At 70.6% G+C, this 16,484-nt stretch carries 16 protein-coding genes; 4 read left to right on the forward strand and 12 right to left on the reverse strand.

Features of this window, described 5'->3' with window-relative positions:
* Window positions 1-159: 159 nt before the first annotated feature.
* The 4 genes from PCA_RS14880 to ttcA form a co-directional block, all read right to left on the reverse strand.
* Window positions 160-930, reverse strand: coding sequence for a YgjP-like metallopeptidase domain-containing protein (locus PCA_RS14880; protein WP_181303400.1), 771 nt, complete (start codon window positions 928-930; stop codon window positions 160-162).
* A 131-nt stretch (window positions 931-1,061) separates the two neighbouring features.
* Window positions 1,062-1,979: a recombination-associated protein RdgC gene (locus PCA_RS14885; protein ID WP_181303401.1), complete on the reverse strand. Its 918-nt coding sequence runs from the start codon at window positions 1,977-1,979 to the stop codon at window positions 1,062-1,064.
* Between the two features lie 146 nt (window positions 1,980-2,125).
* Window positions 2,126-3,328: an amino acid aminotransferase gene (locus PCA_RS14890; RefSeq protein ID WP_343204472.1), complete on the reverse strand. Its 1,203-nt coding sequence runs from the start codon at window positions 3,326-3,328 to the stop codon at window positions 2,126-2,128.
* Window positions 3,329-3,391: 63 nt separating this feature from the next.
* On the reverse strand, window positions 3,392-4,210 hold the full coding sequence (ttcA, locus tag PCA_RS14895; RefSeq protein WP_181303403.1) for a tRNA 2-thiocytidine(32) synthetase TtcA: 819 nt from the start codon (window positions 4,208-4,210) through the stop codon (window positions 3,392-3,394).
* Between the two features lie 100 nt (window positions 4,211-4,310).
* Here ttcA and PCA_RS14900 point away from each other — a divergent pair, with 100 nt between their 5' ends.
* On the forward strand, window positions 4,311-4,517 hold the full coding sequence (locus tag PCA_RS14900) for a DUF465 domain-containing protein (RefSeq protein WP_181303404.1): 207 nt from the start codon (window positions 4,311-4,313) through the stop codon (window positions 4,515-4,517).
* A gap of 11 nt (window positions 4,518-4,528) precedes the next feature.
* Window positions 4,529-5,125, forward strand: coding sequence for a GNAT family N-acetyltransferase (locus PCA_RS14905; protein ID WP_181303405.1), 597 nt, complete (start codon window positions 4,529-4,531; stop codon window positions 5,123-5,125).
* Window positions 5,126-5,134: 9 nt separating this feature from the next.
* Here the strand turns inward: PCA_RS14905 and pssA are convergent, their stop codons facing one another.
* From pssA to PCA_RS14945, 8 genes are all read right to left on the reverse strand, one after another.
* A complete protein-coding gene (gene pssA, locus PCA_RS14910; protein ID WP_181303406.1) occupies window positions 5,135-6,535 on the reverse strand; it encodes a CDP-diacylglycerol--serine O-phosphatidyltransferase in 1,401 nt (466 codons plus the stop codon).
* A 47-nt stretch (window positions 6,536-6,582) separates the two neighbouring features.
* Window positions 6,583-8,043 carry an efflux transporter outer membrane subunit gene (locus PCA_RS14915; protein WP_181303407.1) on the reverse strand — a complete coding sequence of 487 codons (1,461 nt, stop codon included), beginning with the start codon at window positions 8,041-8,043 and terminating at the stop codon, window positions 6,583-6,585.
* Window positions 8,040-9,068 carry an HlyD family secretion protein gene (locus PCA_RS14920; RefSeq protein ID WP_181303408.1) on the reverse strand — a complete coding sequence of 343 codons (1,029 nt, stop codon included), beginning with the start codon at window positions 9,066-9,068 and terminating at the stop codon, window positions 8,040-8,042. The genes PCA_RS14915 and PCA_RS14920 overlap by 4 nt, the downstream gene beginning before the upstream one ends.
* Window positions 9,069-9,261: 193 nt before the next feature.
* The gene (locus tag PCA_RS14925; protein WP_181303409.1) at window positions 9,262-9,462 is read right to left on the reverse strand and encodes a DUF1656 domain-containing protein; all 201 of its coding nucleotides are present in this window, start codon (window positions 9,460-9,462) and stop codon (window positions 9,262-9,264) included.
* Entirely contained in the window at window positions 9,452-11,548 is a 2,097-nt protein-coding gene (locus PCA_RS14930; RefSeq protein WP_181303410.1) for an FUSC family protein, read from the reverse strand. The genes PCA_RS14925 and PCA_RS14930 overlap by 11 nt, the downstream gene beginning before the upstream one ends.
* 4 nt (window positions 11,549-11,552) lie before the next feature.
* The gene (locus PCA_RS14935) at window positions 11,553-12,047 is read right to left on the reverse strand and encodes a MarR family transcriptional regulator (RefSeq protein ID WP_181303411.1); all 495 of its coding nucleotides are present in this window, start codon (window positions 12,045-12,047) and stop codon (window positions 11,553-11,555) included.
* A gap of 307 nt (window positions 12,048-12,354) precedes the next feature.
* Entirely contained in the window at window positions 12,355-12,759 is a 405-nt protein-coding gene (locus tag PCA_RS14940) for a DUF4156 domain-containing protein (RefSeq protein WP_181303412.1), read from the reverse strand.
* Between the two features lie 94 nt (window positions 12,760-12,853).
* Entirely contained in the window at window positions 12,854-15,736 is a 2,883-nt protein-coding gene (locus tag PCA_RS14945; RefSeq protein ID WP_181303413.1) for a pitrilysin family protein, read from the reverse strand.
* Window positions 15,737-15,997: 261 nt separating this feature from the next.
* Here PCA_RS14945 and PCA_RS14950 point away from each other — a divergent pair, with 261 nt between their 5' ends.
* A complete protein-coding gene (locus PCA_RS14950) occupies window positions 15,998-16,216 on the forward strand; it encodes a hypothetical protein (RefSeq protein WP_181303414.1) in 219 nt (72 codons plus the stop codon).
* 35 nt (window positions 16,217-16,251) lie between these two features.
* Window positions 16,252-16,452, forward strand: a complete 201-nt coding sequence (locus tag PCA_RS14955) for a hypothetical protein (RefSeq protein WP_181303415.1) — start codon at window positions 16,252-16,254, stop codon at window positions 16,450-16,452.
* Window positions 16,453-16,484 lie beyond the last annotated feature (32 nt).

Consider the following 16,484-nt stretch of genomic DNA (forward strand, 5'->3'; position numbering starts at 1 on the left):
GCCACGCGCGATCCCGTCCCGGCAAGCACGTGGCAAGGCTGTTTGTGCGCTGCGTCTCGCTTGGGCGCGCGGTGCTGCGGCCGGCTTGCAACGCCCTTGAAACAACACGCGCAGGCGGGTGGGACGGCAGTGCTGCCACGCCGCTCAGCCGGCGCGGTTTCAATCCGCGACGTCGGCCACCAACCGGTCGAGTTCCGCCTTCAGCGTGGCGCCGTTGACGCGCAGCCAGTCGCGCTGTTCGCCCCACTCGGGCAGCAGCTGGCTCACCTGCGCCCAGAAGCGCGGCGCGTGGCTGCGCACGCGCAGGTGGCAGAGTTCGTGCACCAGCACGTAGCGCAGCGCGGCGGGCGGGGCGAGCGCGAGCGCGAGATCGAGGTTGATGCGATCGCGGGTGTCGAGGCTGCCCCACAGGCTTTTCATCGGGCGCACCTTGAGCGCGGTGGGCGCGAGGCCCAGCTGCGGCACGTAGAACGCGAGCCAGCGCGAGACGTCGCGGCGGATCAGCGATTCCAGGTGCGAGGCGAGCAGGCCGCGCGCCACCGGCAGCGCGCGGGTGTGCGGGCGCGGGATCACCAGGGTGAGGCCGTCGGGTTGCGCCTCGATCTTCGGATAGGCGCCCTCGGCCCAGTCCAGCGTGGCCAGCTCGCCGCGCAGCGGCAGCGTGGTGGCGTGGCCGACGCGCAGCGGGGGCAGCGGCTTCACGATCAGGTTGAGTTCGTCGAGCTTCTGTTCCAGCCAGTCGGCGTGGTGGCGCAGGAAGGCGCTGACCTGGGCCGGATGGGTGCCGTCGGGGTAGGTCACGCGCGCGCCCTTGGGCGTGACGGTGAGGCGCAGCCGGCGCGCACGCGGGTGGGCGGCCTTGAGCACGCGGATGATGTTGCCGCCTGCGGTCGCCAGTTCCAACCAGTCGCCTTCGAGATGCTGCGCCATGATCCTGCTGCCTGCCCAACCGGTGACAGGCCGTCGGTCGGCCTGCCCGGACGGACAGTATGCGGGGAGACCCTTACCCCTGTGCAAGGGCCGTGAATGGCAGGGCCGCCAGGCCTTGCCCGGCGCCAGTCTCAGCCGTCGGCGGGACGAGGAAGGCCGAACCATTCCTCCAGTTTGGCCAGCAGGCGCTCCAGTTCCAGGGTGAGCAGGGCGAAGCCGGCGTCGGCTTCGGCGGACGCGTCCTCGAAGCTGTCGCCAAGCTCGTCCATCACCACGTCGAGGAACTTCAGCTTGCGCACGATCAGGTCTTCGCCCAGCACGAAGCTGATGCGGTCGTCGAACACCAGGCCGAGCTGGAACACCTGCTTGCCGTTGCGCAGGTGCTCCTTCACCTCGTCGGCATCCAGATCCTGCCGGCGGCACTTCGCGATGGCGCCGGTGGCGGTGGCGGGATCGCGCAGCTCGCACTCGTCGCCCAGCGCGAGGCCGGCGGGCAGGCCGCCGGTGGCGAGCCAGTCGGTCATCAGCACGCGCGGGCCTTCCTCCGGCGCCAGCGGCACGGCGGGAAAGCTGCCCAGCGCCTCGCGGATCTGGCTGAGCGCGTTCTCCGCGCTCTTGCGGCTGGAGGTGTCCAGCACCAGCCAGCCATGTTTCTGATCGACGTAGGCGGACATGCGCGAACTGCGCACGAAGGCGCGCGGCAGCAGCTCGGTGAGCAGGTCTTCCTTGATGCGCTTGCGCTCGCGCCCGCCCACCTTGCGGCCTTCCTCCTCGGCGATCTTGCGCACCTTGCGCTGCAGTTCGTCGTTGACCACCGCGGCGGGCAGCAGCTTGTCCTCGCCGCCCACGGTGAGCCAGGTGCAGTGCTTCACCGCGTGGGTGAGCGGCGCATCCTCGCCGCGGCCGACCGGCGGCACGAAACCCTTGGTGAACATCTCCAGCGGGCCGCAGGGGCGCAGGCGGTGTTCGCCCAGCACCTCGTCCAGGCGCTTGAGGTCGTCGGCGACGGCGGGGGAAAAGCGGAACAGGGTGAGGTTGCGGAAGAACATGGGACATCCAGTGAAAACGCGACGAAAACGCAGTCCGCACTGAGCACGGGCCCGAAGGGCCGGAGTCGAAACATGGGGACGTTTCGACTCCGCCCGCTGCGCGGGCTGCGCTCAACGCGAACGGCTTGGGGTGCCAGGCAGGGCGATCAGCGGCAGACGGCGGCGACCGCCCTGGTCACGTAGTCGATATTGCCGGTGTTGAGCGCGGCCACGCAAATGCGGCCGCTGGAGAGCGCGTAGATCGCGAACTCGTCGCGCAGGCGGTCCACCTGGGCCTTGCCGAGGCCCGAGTAGGAGAACATGCCGGCCTGCTTGTTGATGAAGCCGAAGTCCGGTGCGCCCAGCGCGGCGAGCTGGTCGACGAACGCCCCGCGCATGGTGTGGATGCGGTCGCGCATCGCGCCCAGTTCCTGCTCCCACAGGGCGCGCAGCTCGACGCTGCCCAGCACGCCCGCCACCAGCCTGGCGCCGTGGGTGGCGGGGCTGGAGTAGTTCGCACGTATGGTGGTCTTGATCTTCGACAGCAGGCGCGCGGCCTCGTCGCGGTCGGCGCCCACGAAGCTCAGCGCGCCCACGCGCTCGCCATACAGCGAGAACGACTTGGAATAGGAATTCGCCACCACGAACGCGGGAATGCCCGAGTCGGCCAGCAGGCGCACGGCGGTGGCGTCTTCGGTCGCGCTCTTGTCGAAGCCCTGGTAGGCCATGTCGACGAAGGGCAGCAGGCCGCGGTCCTTCAGCAGCGCCACCACCTGCGCCCACTGCGCGGCGTCCAGGTCCACGCCGGTGGGGTTGTGGCAGCAGGCGTGCAGCAGCACCACGGTGCCCGGCTCCAGCTTGCCGAGATCGGCCAGCATGCCGGCGAAGTCCAGGCCGTGGCTGGCGTCGTCGTAGTAGCGGTAGTCGACCAGCTGGAAGCCGGCGGTGCGGAACACCACGTGGTGGTTGCCCCAGCTCGGGTTGCTGATCGCCAGCTTCGCGTTCGCGCCCAGCACCTGCTTCAGCAGGTCCGCGCCCACGCGCAGCGCGCCGCTGCCGCCGATGGTCTGCGCGGTGGCGACGCGGCCCGCCTCGAGGATGGGCGCGCCGGCGCCGAACAGCAGCTGCTGCGTCTCGCGGTTGTACGCGGGCAGGCCGTCGATCGGCAGGTAGCTGTGCGCCAGGTTGTCGCGTGCCAGCGCCTGCTCCACCTGGCGCACCGCGTCCAGCACCGGCACCTTGCCCTGGTCGTCCACGTAGATGCCCACGCCCAGGTTCACCTTCTCCTTGCGCGGATCGGCGACGTACTTCTCGGTGAGGCCGAGGATGGGATCGCCCGGGGCCATTTCAACGGATGCAAAGATGGACACGTGATTTCTCGCTGCTGGTCGGATGTAAGTATGGACGTCCATACGGACGAACGGGCCATGATGTCACGAATCGCCGGCGCCTGCGGCCAGCCCCTCGAAATCGAACAGCCTGCGGTCGGCCAGCTGCGAGGGCGCCACATTGCCCAGCGCGCGGAACATCGTCTCGCTGCGGCCGGGGTGCTCGCGCTCCCACTCGTCCAGCATGCGCCGCACCTGCTTGCGCTGCAGGTTCTCCTGCGAGCCGCACAGGTTGCACGGAATGATGGGGAATTCCTTCAACGCCGCGTATTCGGCGATCTCGCTCTCGCGGCAGTAGGCCAGCGGGCGGATCACCACGTGGCGGCCGTCGTCCGAGCGCAGCTTGGGCGGCATCGCCTTCAGGCTGGCCTGGTGGAACAGGTTGAGGAAGAACGTGGCGAGGATGTCGTCGCGGTGGTGGCCCAGCGCGATCTTGCCGACGCCGTTCGCCGCCGCCCAGGTGTACAGCGCGCCGCGGCGCAGCCGCGAGCACAGGCTGCACATGGTCTTGCCTTCGGGGATCACCCGGGCGACCGTGCTGTAGGTGTCCTGCTCGATGATGTGGAACGGCACGCCGCGCGACTTCAGGTATTGCGGCAATACGTGCTCCGGGAAGCCCGGCTGCTTCTGGTCCAGGTTCACCGCGATCAGCTCGAAGCGCACCGGCGCCTTCGCCTGCAGTTGCAGCAGCACGTCCAGCAGGGTGTAGGAATCCTTGCCGCCGGACAGGCACACCATCACCTTGTCGCCGCCCTCGATCATGCGGAAATCGGTGATCGCCCTGCCGGCCTGGTGGCGCAGCCGGGTGGCGAGCCGCTCGGTCTCGGCGGCGGGCGTGGAAACGGTTTCGGGCAGCGCGGACATGACGGCAACGGCGGGGTCGGAACGCGCATTGTACCCTCTGCTCCACCCGCTTCCGGCGGCGTTACACTACCGGGCAACATCCGCGCCGCCGCCCATCGCCATGCAGGTAAAGGATCACGCCGAAACCGCCCAGTTGCTTGCCGAACTCCGGCTGGAGCATCGCGACCTGGACACCGCCATCACCCAGCTGGCCAGCGCGATCGGCCGCGACGAGCTGCAGCTCACCCGGCTCAAGAAACGCAAGCTGCTGCTGAAGGACCACATCGCGCGGCTGGAAAGCAAGCTGATCCCCGACCTCGACGCCTGAGCCCCCGCCGCATGCCCTTTGCCCGCCCTGTCCTGCTGCGCGACACGCACGTCGCGCTGGAACCGCTCACCCTCGACCACGCCCCCGCGCTGGAAGCGGCCGCCGCCGACGGCGAACTGTGGAAACTGTGGTTCACCAGCGCACCCGCACCCGGCATGGCCCGCGACTATGTGGAACATGCCCTGGCCGGCCAGCGCGCCGGCAGCATGCTGCCGTTCGCGGTGCGCGAACTCGGCAGCGGTGAAATCGTCGGCACCACGCGCTACTACGACCTGGTGCCCGAGCTGCCGCGGCTGGCGATCGGCTACACCTGGTACGCGCGGCGCTGGCAGAAGAGCCACCTCAACACCGCCTGCAAGCGCCTGCTGCTGGCGCACGCGTTCGATGCGCTGGGCTGCGCGGCGGTGGTGTTCCACACCGACCACCGCAACCTCGATTCGCAGCGTGCGATCGAGCGCCTGGGCGCGCACCGCGACGGCGTGCTGCGCAACGACAAGCGCCGCCCCGACGGCAGCCTGCGCGACACCGTGTGCTACTCCATCCTCGACCGCGAATGGCCGGACGTCAGCCGCTGGCTGGAACTGCGCCTGCAGCGGCTCGGCGCCTGACGCACCGCGCTACAGCAGGCGGTTGACCAGCCGGTCCAGCCGCACCCGGCTCAGCCGGCGCAGCAGCCGCCGCACTTCCGGCGGGTAGTGCCGCGGGCTTTCCAGCGCGTGGTAGTCGGCCAGCCGCGTGGCGTGACGGCGCAGCTCCGCCCATTCCGCCTCGTGCATCGCACGCAGGCGCTGCGCGCGGTCGCGCAGCAGCAGGCCGTTCTCCAGGTCCAGCGCCCAGGCGCGCGGGTTGAGGTTGTGGCCGGTGAGCAGCGCCGCGTCGCCGTCGACGAACAAGCCCTTCAGGTGATAGCTGTTGTCGCCGTCGCGCCACAACCACAGGTTGAGCTGGCCGCTGGCGAGCTGGCCCGCATGCGCGCGGGCGAAGCGGCGCAGGTTGTTCTCGTACAGGTAGGGCAGCAGCCCTATCGTGGTGAACGGCTGCCCGGGGGGAATGTAGAAATCGTTGGCGGTCTTGTCGCCCACCATGATGTCGATGCGGCAGCCGCGCCGCAGCGCCACGCCCACCGCCGCCCGCACCGGCCGCGGCAGGTTGAAGTACGGCGTGAGCAGGATCACCCGTTCGCGCGCCTCGCCCAGCAACGCCAGCACCGTCTCGTTGAGCTGGTTGTCGTTGCGGCCCAGGCCCAGCAGCGGCGTCACCACCACCTCGTCCGCGCCGGCCACGGGCGCGGCCGGCGCGGCGTAGCGCGCCTTCTGCAGGTGCTGGCGGAACGCGTGGATCGCCGGCAGCAGCGCGCGCGTGGACGGCAGCCCGGCGGCGTCCAGCCGCTGCACCGCGCCGTTGCCGCGGAAGTGCTCGCGCACGAAGTCCGCCATGGCGTCGGCCAGCGCGGGATCGCGCAGCCGGTGGTAGCGGTCGAGCCGGTAGCGACCGTGCTTCGCCAGGTACACGTCGTTGAGGCTGGCGCCGCTGTACAGCACCGTGTCGTCGAACACCGAGCCCTTGAGGTGCAGCACGCCGAACAGCTCGCGGGTGCGCACCGGCACGCCCCATATGCGCACGCCGCCGCCGCGGCGCGCGTACTCCCGGTACATCGCCGCGTTGCCGTCGCACTGCTGCCTGCCGATCAGGCCGCGCCGGGCGCGGTGCCAGTCCACGTACACGTCGATACTGAGCTGCGGATTCCGCGCCTGCGCCGCGTACAGCGCATCCATCACCTCGCGGCCGCCGTCGTCGTCCTGCAGGTACAGCGCGACGATCACGATGCGCCGCGTGGCCAGCGCGATCTGTTCCAGCAAGGCCTGCCGGAACGCGTCCGGCCCGCACAGCGCGGTCACCGCGGCGGCCGGCAGCACGAAGCCCGGCAACGTCTCCAGCCATGCCGCGGCGCGCGGCCGGCGCAGGGGCGAAACCAGGCGGCGGGCGATCCGCCGTGGCGCGTCGATCAGCGTATTCATGCGCCAGAGGATAACGAAAGCGGGAAAGCCTGCCCCGCTTCGGCGCCTCAGGGGCGGAGGCTTGCCTGTCGCGCGGCATCGTCCCGGAAACCGCCGCCCAGCGCTTCCACCATGCGCACCGCCAGCTCGGCCTGCCGGCTCTGCAGCACGGCATCGTTCTGCTCGGCGGTGAGCAGCAGGCGGCGGGCGACCAGGGTATCCAGCTCCGTGCCCAGGCCGGCCCGGTAGCCGATCTGCGCGTTCTCGCAGGCGCGCCGGGCGTTCTGCAGCACGCCTTGCTGGGCCTGCAACTGGCTCTGCACCGCGCGCGACAGGCTGAGCAGGTCGGCCACCTGGTTCACCGCGTGCACCAGGGTCTGGTTGTAGCCGGCCACCGACTCGTCGTACAGCGCATCGCGGGCGCCCAGGCCGGCGCGCAGGCGCTTGCCGTCGAACAGCGGCAGCGACAGCGCGGGGCCCACGCTGTAGGTGCGTGCGGGCAGCTGGAACAGCGGCACGTTGTCGCCCACCGCGAGGAATCCGGCCATCGCACCGAGGCTGACGTTGGGCATGAACCGCGCCTTCGCCGCCTTGATGTCCTGCGCGGCGGCCTCCACGCGCCAGCGCGCGGCAACGAGGTCGGGACGGCGGCCGAGCAGGTTGGCGGTGAGGTCGGGCGGGATCGCCATCGGCACCGGCCGGGGCGCGGCCGGCGGCGCGATCTGCAGGCCGCGATCCGGCCCCTTGCCCAGCAGCACGGCGAGAGTGATGCGCGCGCTGTCGATGGCTGCGTCGGCGGCAGCCAGGTGTTGCTGCGCGATGCCGGCTTCGGCGCGCGCCAGCAGCAGCTTGTCCGGCAGACCCATGCCGCTGGCGACCAGGGTGCGGGTCAGCGCGGCGATGCGGTTCGAGCGTTCCACGTCGCGCTGCGCGATATCGCGCAGCACGAAGGCCTGGCGCAGCTGGATCCACGCCAGCGCCACGTTCGCCGACAACTGGATGCGCGCTGCGCGGCGATCCACTTCCGCGGCGCGGCTGCGTCCCAGCGCGGCTTCCCAGGCGGCACGCTGGCCGCCCCACAGGTCCAGGTTCCACGAGAAATCCACGTGGGCGCTCTGCATCCACGCGAACGTGCCCACCGCCTCCGGCAGCACCAGCCCGACTTCCTTCTCGGAAAGCCGCGCGCCAGTGGCGGCGTAGCCGGCCTCCACGGTGGGTTCGCGGGCGGCGTCCAGCGCCTGCGCTTCGGATTGCGCCAGCCGCGCGCGCGCATCGGCGACCGCGAGACCGGGGTTGTCGCGCAGCGCCTCGGCGATCAGCGCATCGAGTTGCGTATCGCCCAGCGCATGCCACCAGTCCTGCCGCGGCCACGCGGCAGGGCTGACCGGCGCGCCGGCAAGGCTTTGTCCCGCCTGCAGGCGGTCCGGCGAAATTTCCTGGCCGACCGGATGCAGGCCGTGGGTGGACGCACAGCCCGCCAGCGCCAGTGCCAGCGCAGCCGCGCCCAGCGTCTGCCGCAGGCGCTTCATGGCCGCGCCTGCCGCGAGGCGAGGCCGTCAGCGCGCGGATGCACGGTGATGGTCGCGGTCATGCCGGCAACCAGCACGCTGCCTGCGGGCAGCCGCTCCGGATCGATGCCGATGCGCACCGGTATGCGCTGCGCGAGGCGCACCCAGTTGAACGTGGGGTTCACGTTCGCGAGCTGGTCCGCGCCGCCGGCGTTGTCGCGGTCGGTGATGCCGCGGGCGATGCCGTCGATGCGGCCCCGGAGCTCGAGGCCGCCCGCCATCAGGCGGACGTCCACCGGGTCGCCCACGCGCAGTTGCGGCAGCTTGGTTTCCTCGAAGTAGCCGTAGATGTAGTAGCTGTGGCTGTCCACCAGCGCGAGCTGCTGCACGCCGGCATTCGCGTAGTCGCCGGCGCGCACCTGCACGTTGGTGGCGTAGCCGTCCACCGGCGCGCGCACCTGCGTGCGCGACAGGTTCAGCTCGGCGTTCCGCACGGCCACCTGCGCCTGCGCCTGCGCCGACAGCGCCTGGTCGTGCGCCGCCTGCGCCTGTTTCAACGCAGCCCCGGACTGGCGCCACGCCGCCTCGGCGGCTTCCGCGGTGGCGACCGCGTTGTCGCGCGTCTCGCTGGACACCACGCTGCCCGCCGGCACCTGCAACCGCCGCGTGGCCTGTGCCCGGTACATCGTGTAGTCGGTCCTGCGCGCCGCCACGGCGGCGGTGGCCGCGGCGATGTTCGCCTGCGCGGCCTGCACGCTGGCGCCGGCCGCGTCGAGGTTGGCGCGGGCCTGCTCCAGCGCGAGCCGGTAGCGCGAGGGATCGATCGCCAGCAACACGTCGCCGCGATGCACGAACTGGTTGTCGTGCACGCGCAGCTCGGCGACCAGGCCGGCCACGTCGGGCGCCACCTTCACCACGTCGGCGCGCACGCGGCCGTCGCGGGTCCAGGGCGAATACAGGTAGTGCTTCCACAGCAGGTGGCCGAGCACGGCGGCCACCACCACCACGGCGGTGACCAGGAAGCGCAGCAGCGAAGTCTTGTTCATGGGTAGAGCCTGATCGTGGCCTGCAGCCGCCTTGCGCCGGAAGCCGCATGCGCGCAGACCAGGGGAGCGGAAAGAAGTGGACGTCCGTCCACGACCGGAAGATGACGCGGGAATGCGGGCCGACCGAACCGGCCCGGCGGGCGGCCATTCGATGACGATGCGCAGTGCCTGGAGATCATGGCCGGGCCCTCGCTCAATGCAGCAGCAGCAGCGCGGCGGCGCCGAACAGGCAGGCGAACAGGGCGAGCCGGAACAGCGGCGGATGCCACACGTAGCGGTGCAATCCGTAGCGCCCGATCAGCAGGTCGACCAGCACCATCAGCAGCAGGCTGCCGAGGAAGACCGGCAGCAGGCCGGGCACCAGCACGCCCCAGATGGCGATCTCACGGGGCATCGGCGGGCTCCCCGGCGGACGTCCAGGCGGCCAGCGGCGATTCGTCGTCGCGCAGCGCGCCCAGCAACTGGTACAGGCGCGGACGCAGCGTCGGCGTGCCGGCGCAGGCGTCGATCGCCGCGCGCACGGCGTCCTCGGCCTGCTGGCGACGGCCTGCGTCGGGACGGTGGTACAGCTGCGCCACCGCCTGCACCGCGCGGTCCACCGCCGCGCGCACCTCGGGCGATGCCGTGCTGGCGCGCAACTGCTGCCGCAGCTCGATCAGCGCGCGCCCGCTTTCCTGCACCGCCAACGCCCAGGCCAGCAGTTCGCGCGACCGACGGCTGCCCGGACGGGTGTGCACGATCACCTGGTGGAACAGGTCGCGGCTGACGCTCTCGAAGCGCCACGGCAGGCCCTGCAGCGGCGCGGTAGCCGCCAGCACCACCTGCCCGCGCAGCCGCCGCACCTGCCGCCGCCGCTGCCAGCCGCTGCCGGTGACGCGCGGCACGAACACGAACGATGCCGCCGCCAGCGCCACGCCGGCGAGCTGCGCGATCGCGTCGTTCAACGCATGCGCCAGGTCGTACACCATCGGGTCCTTCAGCGCGAGGATGTAGACGATGCCGATGGAGAAGCCGCCGCCCATGCCGCCGAATTCGGCATGCGCGTTCAGCCACGGCCCGATCGCCAGGAACGGCAGGCTGGCCGCGACCAGCATCACGAAGCCGCTGCTGCCCGGCAGCAGCCCGTAGGCCACGTGGAGCGCGGCCAGGATGCCCCCGGCGAAGCCCAGCAGGGTGACGAACGCGGAGGTCAGCGGGTTCGGCGCCGCCGCGAGCAGGCCGCTGAAGATGGTGGCGAGCAGCATCGCGCTGGCGCCGAACGGCCAGCCGCTGGCGATCCAGAACGCGCTCAGCACGGTCATGGTGAGGAAGGTGCGCAGCACCGCCACGGCGGCGCCGGTGGCGTCGTTGCCGCGGCGGAAATGCACGCGTTCCACGCCGCCGCGCTGCACCCGCCCGCGCAGCGCCAGTTCCACCTCGACGTAGGCGCACAGTTCGTCGAGGAAACGCCGCAGCAGGGTGGCGCCGGTGTCGAAGGCCAGTTGCGCGCGGCCCGGCGCCAGCCCCGCGCGCAGCTCCGCTTCCCGCGCGGGCAGTTGCCGCGCGCAGGCACGCAGGCGCGGCGCCAGCACCGCGGGCTCGTGCAGGTCGCCGGGCGCCGTGGCCAGCGCCGCGCCCAGCGGGCGGTACAGCGCGATCAGCGCATCCACTTCGGCCGTGCGGCCTTCGCGCTGCAGCCGGTTGATGGTGTGGTGCAGGGACTGGAAGCTGGTCGCCGCCGCCATGTTGTGCTGGTTGAGCAGGCGCATGCGCGTGCTGCGCGCGCGCACCTCGGGGTCCTCGAAGATCACCGAGGCGCGCAGGTTCTCCAGCTCCACCGCGGCGCGCACGAAGCGCAGGTGCGCCTGCTCCATCTCCGCGCGCGGGATGCTGCCGCCGGTGCTGCCGCGCACGAAGTCGATGAAGTGCGCGAAGTGTTCGCGGGCCCGCTGCCGCAGCAGCGGACGCAGGCGCTCGGGGAACAGCACGTCGCTCACCACCCCGGCCACCACCAGGCCCAGCATCACCTCGCACACCCGCATCAGCGCGGAGTCGAACACGCCCAGCGGATCGTTGATCGCGGGCAGCGCCACGATCGCGGCCGTGTAGCCGGCCAGCACGAAGCCGTAGGACATGAAGTTGCGGTACAGCGTGGCGCCGCCGGCGCACAGCGCCACCCACACCGACAGGCTGAGCAGGAACAGCTCGCGCTGCTGCGGGAACACGCACATCAGCGCCAGCCCGAACGCGCTGCCGCACAACGTGCCCAGCGCGCGGTAGAAGCTCTTCGCCAGCACCATGCCGCTGTGCGGATGCATCACGATGCCCACGGTGATCATCGCGGTGGCCGGCTGTTCCAGCCGCAGCCACATCGCCAGCCACGCGGCCAGGTACAGCGCCAGCAGCGTCTTGGCCACGAACAGCCACGCACGCCCTTCGCCGGCAAGGACTTCGGCCAGCCCGGGCCAGCGGCGTGCCGCCTTCATCGACAGTGCCGGCATCGCCTCAGTCCCGTTCCAGCTGGCCCAGGAACTTCTTCAGCAGCCGCTCCAGCTGCGCCGTCTCGGCGGGCTTCATGCCGGCGGTCTGGCTCTCCAGCAACGCGCAGACGGCCGGCATGAAGTCGTCGATCATCGCCAGCCCGGCCCGGCTCAGGGTGAGGCTGACCTTGCGCCGGTCCTCGTCGCTCGCGGTGCGCTCGATCAGCCCCTTGTCGCACAGGTTGTCCGCCAGCCGGGTGATGTTGGCCGACTTCTCGCCGGCCGCCTCGGCCAGCTGCGAGGGGTTGAGCGTGTAGCCCTCGGTGCCGTACAGCATCATCAGGATGTTGTACTCGGCATGGCTGATGCCCCAGGGCTTCAGCATCGCGTTGGCGTCGTCGTGCACGCGCTTGTACAGGTGCTTGATCAGGCGCACCAGCACGGCCGGTTCGCGCGGAAACGCCGGCTGCCGGCGGCAGGTGACGGCAAGGCGCTGTTCGGTGGGGTCGAAGCTGCTCATGGTCGGCAGGAAGACATTGATGTCTGTGTTTGTATTTCAGATATGAAATATATGGATGTGAATCTTATGCCTGAAGCGGACGTTCTGCAAGCCGCATCCGGCCCTGCCCGCCCGGCCATGGGGCCGGGACGCGGGTCGGCTCAATCCAGGCGCGCGACACCGCTGCGTCGAGGCAGTGGCGTCATCGGCGGCAACCTCGACTGCAAGGCCGCCGCGGTTGTACACCCGCCCGTCGGCGCGTACGGTCGCGCAAAATGCGAAGGGCGCCGTTCGGCGCCCTTCGCATGCGTGTCTCGATGGGTCCGGCTCAGCCGCCCTTGACCGGGAAGGTCTGCGTACCGCCGCCCTGCGGCGGCTGCGTCTGGTCGGCCGGCGTGCCCGCGGGCTGGATCGTCCGCGAGCCGCACTGGTAGGCGCCCCAGGGCTGCGAGCCGCCGCTGGGTTCGGCCAGCGGCTTGATGGTGTCGGCGTGCATCTCGGCGGCCTGGTTGCGCGCCATCACCTGCAGTTCGTCGCGCACCTTGATGTCGTTGCGGTCCACCGGGCCCACATGGTCCATCACCGACACGGTGACCTTGCCCAGGTCGCGGCAGCCGGAAACGTCGCCGTTCCACGCCGTGCGCACGTTCTGCGACGCCGGGGTGGGATTGATGCCCCACGTGCAGCCGCCCAGCAGCAGGGCGGGGACGAGCAGCAGGACGCTCTTGCGCATGGAAAACTCCGGATCGGGATGAAGGACGGCCGGGCAGCGGACTGCCCGGCCGTCATGCTAACGCGTGGCGCAAGCCCGCGTCCTGTACGGCGACTTACTTCGCCGCCGGCTCAGCCACCGGCTTACCGTCGGCGTCGATCACCTGCACCTCGCCCAGCTTCAGCGCGCGCACCGGCGCCTCGATCTGCTTGAGGTCGCCCACGATCACCCAGGTCATGGCCTCGGGCCGCACGATCTCCTTGATCGCCGCCTCGGCCTCGGCCTGGGTGATCGCCTCCAGCCGCGGCTTCAGCGTCTGCACGTAGTCGTCCGGGCGGCCGTACTCGATGATGCCGTCCATCGCGCCCAGCACCGCGCTGGTGGTCTCGTAGCTGCCCGGCAAGGCGCGGATGCGCTGCTCCTTGATCTTGGCGATCTCGGCATCGGTCAGCGGCTTGTCGCCGATCACCGCACGCGCTTCCTTCAGCACTTCCTCGGCGGACGGCGCGGTCTTGTCGGTCTGCACCGGCGCGTAGAACAGCATCGGCCGCTGGCCCTGCGCATCCATCAGGAAGCTCTGCGCGCCGTATGCCCAGCGCTTGTCCTCGCGCAGGTTCATGTTGAGGCGCGAGGTGAAGGTGCCGCCGAACGCGCCGTTCGCCGCCTGGATCGCGAGGTTGTTCGGCGCCCGCGTGGACGGCGCGAGCAGGCCGGCCATGATCAGCGACTGCGGCGCGTCCGGGCGGCCGATCAGGAACACGCGCGGCTTGGCCTGGGCGGCCACCGTGGCGACGTTCTTGTGCGGGATCGCGCCGGCGGGCGCCTTCCAGTCGCCGAACACGGCGTCGAGCTCGGGGATGATCCTGTCCAGCGTGGTGTCGCCGGCGACCAGGATCTTCACGTTGTCCGGACGCAGCCAGTCGTGCTGGAACGTGCGCAGGTCGTCGGCGGTGAGCGCCTTGATGCTGGCCTCGGTGCCGCTGCCGGTGAACGGGATGCCATAGGCGTGGTCGGCGCCGTACAGCAGCGGCGGCAGCGTGCGCAGCGCGAGGCCCACGGGCTGGGTCTTCTCCTGCGCGATGTCGGCCAGCCACTGGCCGCGCACGCGCTCGATGTCGGCCGCCTTGAACGCGGGATCGCGCACGATGTCGGCGAACAGCGTCAGCGAGGGCTTGAGCTGGTCGTTCAGCGCGTTGAGCGAGGCGCTGCAGCTGTCCAGCGCGCAACCGACGCTGGTGAGGGCGCCCAGCCGCTGCTTGGTCTTGGCCACCTCCACCGAGTCGAGCTTGCCGGTGCTCTCGTTCATCAGGGTGGCGGCGAAGTTCGCGGTGCCGAGCTTGTGGCCCTGGTCGGCGGCATAGCCGGAGTCGAACACCAGCTTCACCTGGGTCACCGGGATGGTGTGGCGCTGGGCCAGGATCACCTCGATGCCGTTGGCGAGCTTGCCGCGCTCGAGTTTCGGGAAGCTCAGCGCGGGGAAGCTGTTCACTTCCGGCACGCCCTTGCTGCGGTCCACGTCGCTCTTGCCGACGGCGTACTCATGCGCGGCCGGCGCCTTCGGCTGCGGGCGGCCGGCGGCGTCGCCCAGCGGCTTCACCGCCTTGTCCTCGGCCACCGGATCGAAGCCCTTGCCGGCGGGCAGCACGGTGAGCAGGTAGTCGCCCTTGCTGAGCCACTGGTCGGCCGCGGCCTTGACGCTGGCCGGCGTGGCCGCGTCGGCGCGCTCCAGGTCCTGCTTGTAGGCGCCGGGGTTGCCGCGATAGACCTGCCCCTCGGCGAGGATCACCGCCTTGCCTCCGAAGCCGCCCACCTTCTCCAGCCCGCGCACGAACTGGGCGCGGTTGCCGATCTTGGCGCGGTCGAGCTCGTCGGCGGTGGGGCCGGCGGCGAGGAATTTCTTCAGCTCGTCGTTGATCGCGGCCTCGACCTTGGCCGGGTCCACGCCCTGCTTCACGTCGGCCTGGATCTGGAACTGGCTGGCCAGCGCGAACGGCGCGATGCCGGCGGAAACGCTGTCCACCAGCTTGTCCTGGTAGACGAGGCGCTGGTACAGCCGCGAGGTCTTGCCGCCGCCCAGCACGGTGCTGGCGAGGTCGAGCTGGATCGCGGCGTCGCTGCCGAGCTGCGGCACCACCCAGGTGCGGTAGATGCGCGGCTGCGCCACGTGGTCGTGCTGCACGCCGCGGGTGGAGGCTGCCAGCGGGGTGATCCACGCCTGCTGGTGCGCCACGGGCGAGCCGGCGGGGATGTCGCCGAAGTACTTCATCGCCTTCGCGCGCGCCTCGGCCACGGTGATGTCGCCGGCCAGCACCAGGGTGGTGTTGGCGGCGCCGTAGTTGTCGTGGAACCACTTCTTCACGTCGTCCAGCGAGGCCGCGTCGAGGTCGGCCATCGAGCCGATGGTGTCGTGCTGGTAGGGGTGGTTCGCGGGATAGGTGTTGGCGAGGATGTTCTCGTCGACGCGGCCGTAGGGGCGGTTCTCGCCCTGGCGCTTCTCGTTCTGCACCACGCCGCGCTGGGTATCCAGCTCCTTCTGGCCGATGGCGCCGAGCAGGTGGCCCATGCGGTCCGATTCCATCCACAGCGCCATGTCCAGCGCAGTGGTGGGCACGGTCTCGAAATAGTTGGTGCGGTCGAACCAGGTGGTGCCGTTCATGTCGGTGGCGCCGGCCACCTCGAACGGCTTGAAGTAGGTGCCCTTGTGGTGCTCCGAGCCCGAGAACATCAGGTGCTCGAACAGGTGCGCGAACCCGGTCTTGCCCTTCGGCTCGTCGGCCGAACCGATGTGGTACCAGATGCTCACCGCCACCACCGGCGCCTTGTGGTCCTCGTGCACGACCACGGTGAGGCCGTTCGGCAGGGTGAAGCGGGTATAGGCGATCTCCGGAATGCCATGCGTGGCAGGGGTGCTTTGCGCTGCCCGCGCCAGCTCGGGCGCGACCCCGCCGGTGACGCTCAACAGGCCTGCAATCAGCAGGGCCAAGGGCTTGCTTCCCATCGTGTCGCTCCTTATGCGGGTTCGGGTACCCCGCGAGGCTAGAGGAGCCCGCAAGTTCCTGATAGTGACGAACGGCACGTCCCCATGTGAGCGCGGTTCGCTGTCCGGCTGGTTTGTCCGGCTGTCCGCGGACAAGCCGCTCCCCGCACGCCTCGTTTGGAAAATTATTCCAATTCAATAACTTGAGTTGTTTCTCCGGTTTGGCACGCGGATTGCACTTCCTCTCGTGCAGGAAACATCCACCCGAATCGGAGAACACCCATGAAATACGAGAACGCGATGCTGGGCGGCCTGTTCGTCGCTTGCCTGCTGGTCTGCACCCTGGTGCTTGGCGCGATGCTGACGGCCACCCCGGCGTCGGTGCAGCTGGCCGCGCACGGCTCCGTCGCCACCGGCACCGCCGCCAGCATCCTGCTGGCCTCCCCCGCGCAATGCGCGCTGCCCGCCGATGGCGTGATCTGCCCGCGCCAGCCGGGTTGATCCCAACCTCTTTGCACGATGACCGGAGTATCCCCATGAAACACGAAACCCTGATGCTGCACGGCCTGTTCGCCGCCTGCCTGCTGGCCTGCACCCTGGTGCTGGGCACGATGCTGACCGCCACCCCGGCCTCGCTGCAGGCGTCCGCGTCCGCCCGCGCCACGCACGCGCTGGCCACCTCGTCCAGCCCCTGCGTGGCGACGCAGGACGCGCCGTGCCCGCTGCCGCGCGGCTGATCGCCGGCACGATTCGCCCGCGTGCCGCCATG

Source organism: Rhodanobacter sp. PCA2, from assembly GCF_013620825.1.
GTDB lineage: Bacteria > Pseudomonadota > Gammaproteobacteria > Xanthomonadales > Rhodanobacteraceae > Rhodanobacter_A.

Bases quoted from the DNA above. Each gene is read 5' to 3' on its own strand.
- PCA_RS14950 (WP_181303414.1), top strand. From the start codon at position 15,998: ATGAAATACGAGAACGCGATGCTGGGCGGCCTGTTCGTCGCTTGCCTG.
- PCA_RS14900 (WP_181303404.1), top strand. From the start codon at position 4,311: ATGCAGGTAAAGGATCACGCCGAAACCGCCCAGTTGCTTGCCGAACTC.
- PCA_RS14925 (WP_181303409.1), bottom strand. From the start codon at position 9,462: ATGCCCCGTGAGATCGCCATCTGGGGCGTGCTGGTGCCCGGCCTGCTG.
- PCA_RS14915 (WP_181303407.1), bottom strand. From the start codon at position 8,043: ATGAAGCGCCTGCGGCAGACGCTGGGCGCGGCTGCGCTGGCACTGGCG.
- PCA_RS14905 (WP_181303405.1), top strand. From the start codon at position 4,529: ATGCCCTTTGCCCGCCCTGTCCTGCTGCGCGACACGCACGTCGCGCTG.
- PCA_RS14885 (WP_181303401.1), bottom strand. From the start codon at position 1,979: ATGTTCTTCCGCAACCTCACCCTGTTCCGCTTTTCCCCCGCCGTCGCC.
- PCA_RS14935 (WP_181303411.1), bottom strand. From the start codon at position 12,047: ATGAGCAGCTTCGACCCCACCGAACAGCGCCTTGCCGTCACCTGCCGC.
- PCA_RS14955 (WP_181303415.1), top strand. From the start codon at position 16,252: ATGAAACACGAAACCCTGATGCTGCACGGCCTGTTCGCCGCCTGCCTG.
- PCA_RS14930 (WP_181303410.1), bottom strand. From the start codon at position 11,548: ATGCCGGCACTGTCGATGAAGGCGGCACGCCGCTGGCCCGGGCTGGCC.
- PCA_RS14940 (WP_181303412.1), bottom strand. From the start codon at position 12,759: ATGCGCAAGAGCGTCCTGCTGCTCGTCCCCGCCCTGCTGCTGGGCGGC.
- PCA_RS14945 (WP_181303413.1), bottom strand. From the start codon at position 15,736: ATGGGAAGCAAGCCCTTGGCCCTGCTGATTGCAGGCCTGTTGAGCGTC.
- PCA_RS14920 (WP_181303408.1), bottom strand. From the start codon at position 9,068: ATGAACAAGACTTCGCTGCTGCGCTTCCTGGTCACCGCCGTGGTGGTG.
- PCA_RS14880 (WP_181303400.1), bottom strand. From the start codon at position 930: ATGGCGCAGCATCTCGAAGGCGACTGGTTGGAACTGGCGACCGCAGGC.
- pssA (WP_181303406.1), bottom strand. From the start codon at position 6,535: ATGAATACGCTGATCGACGCGCCACGGCGGATCGCCCGCCGCCTGGTT.
- ttcA (WP_181303403.1), bottom strand. From the start codon at position 4,210: ATGTCCGCGCTGCCCGAAACCGTTTCCACGCCCGCCGCCGAGACCGAG.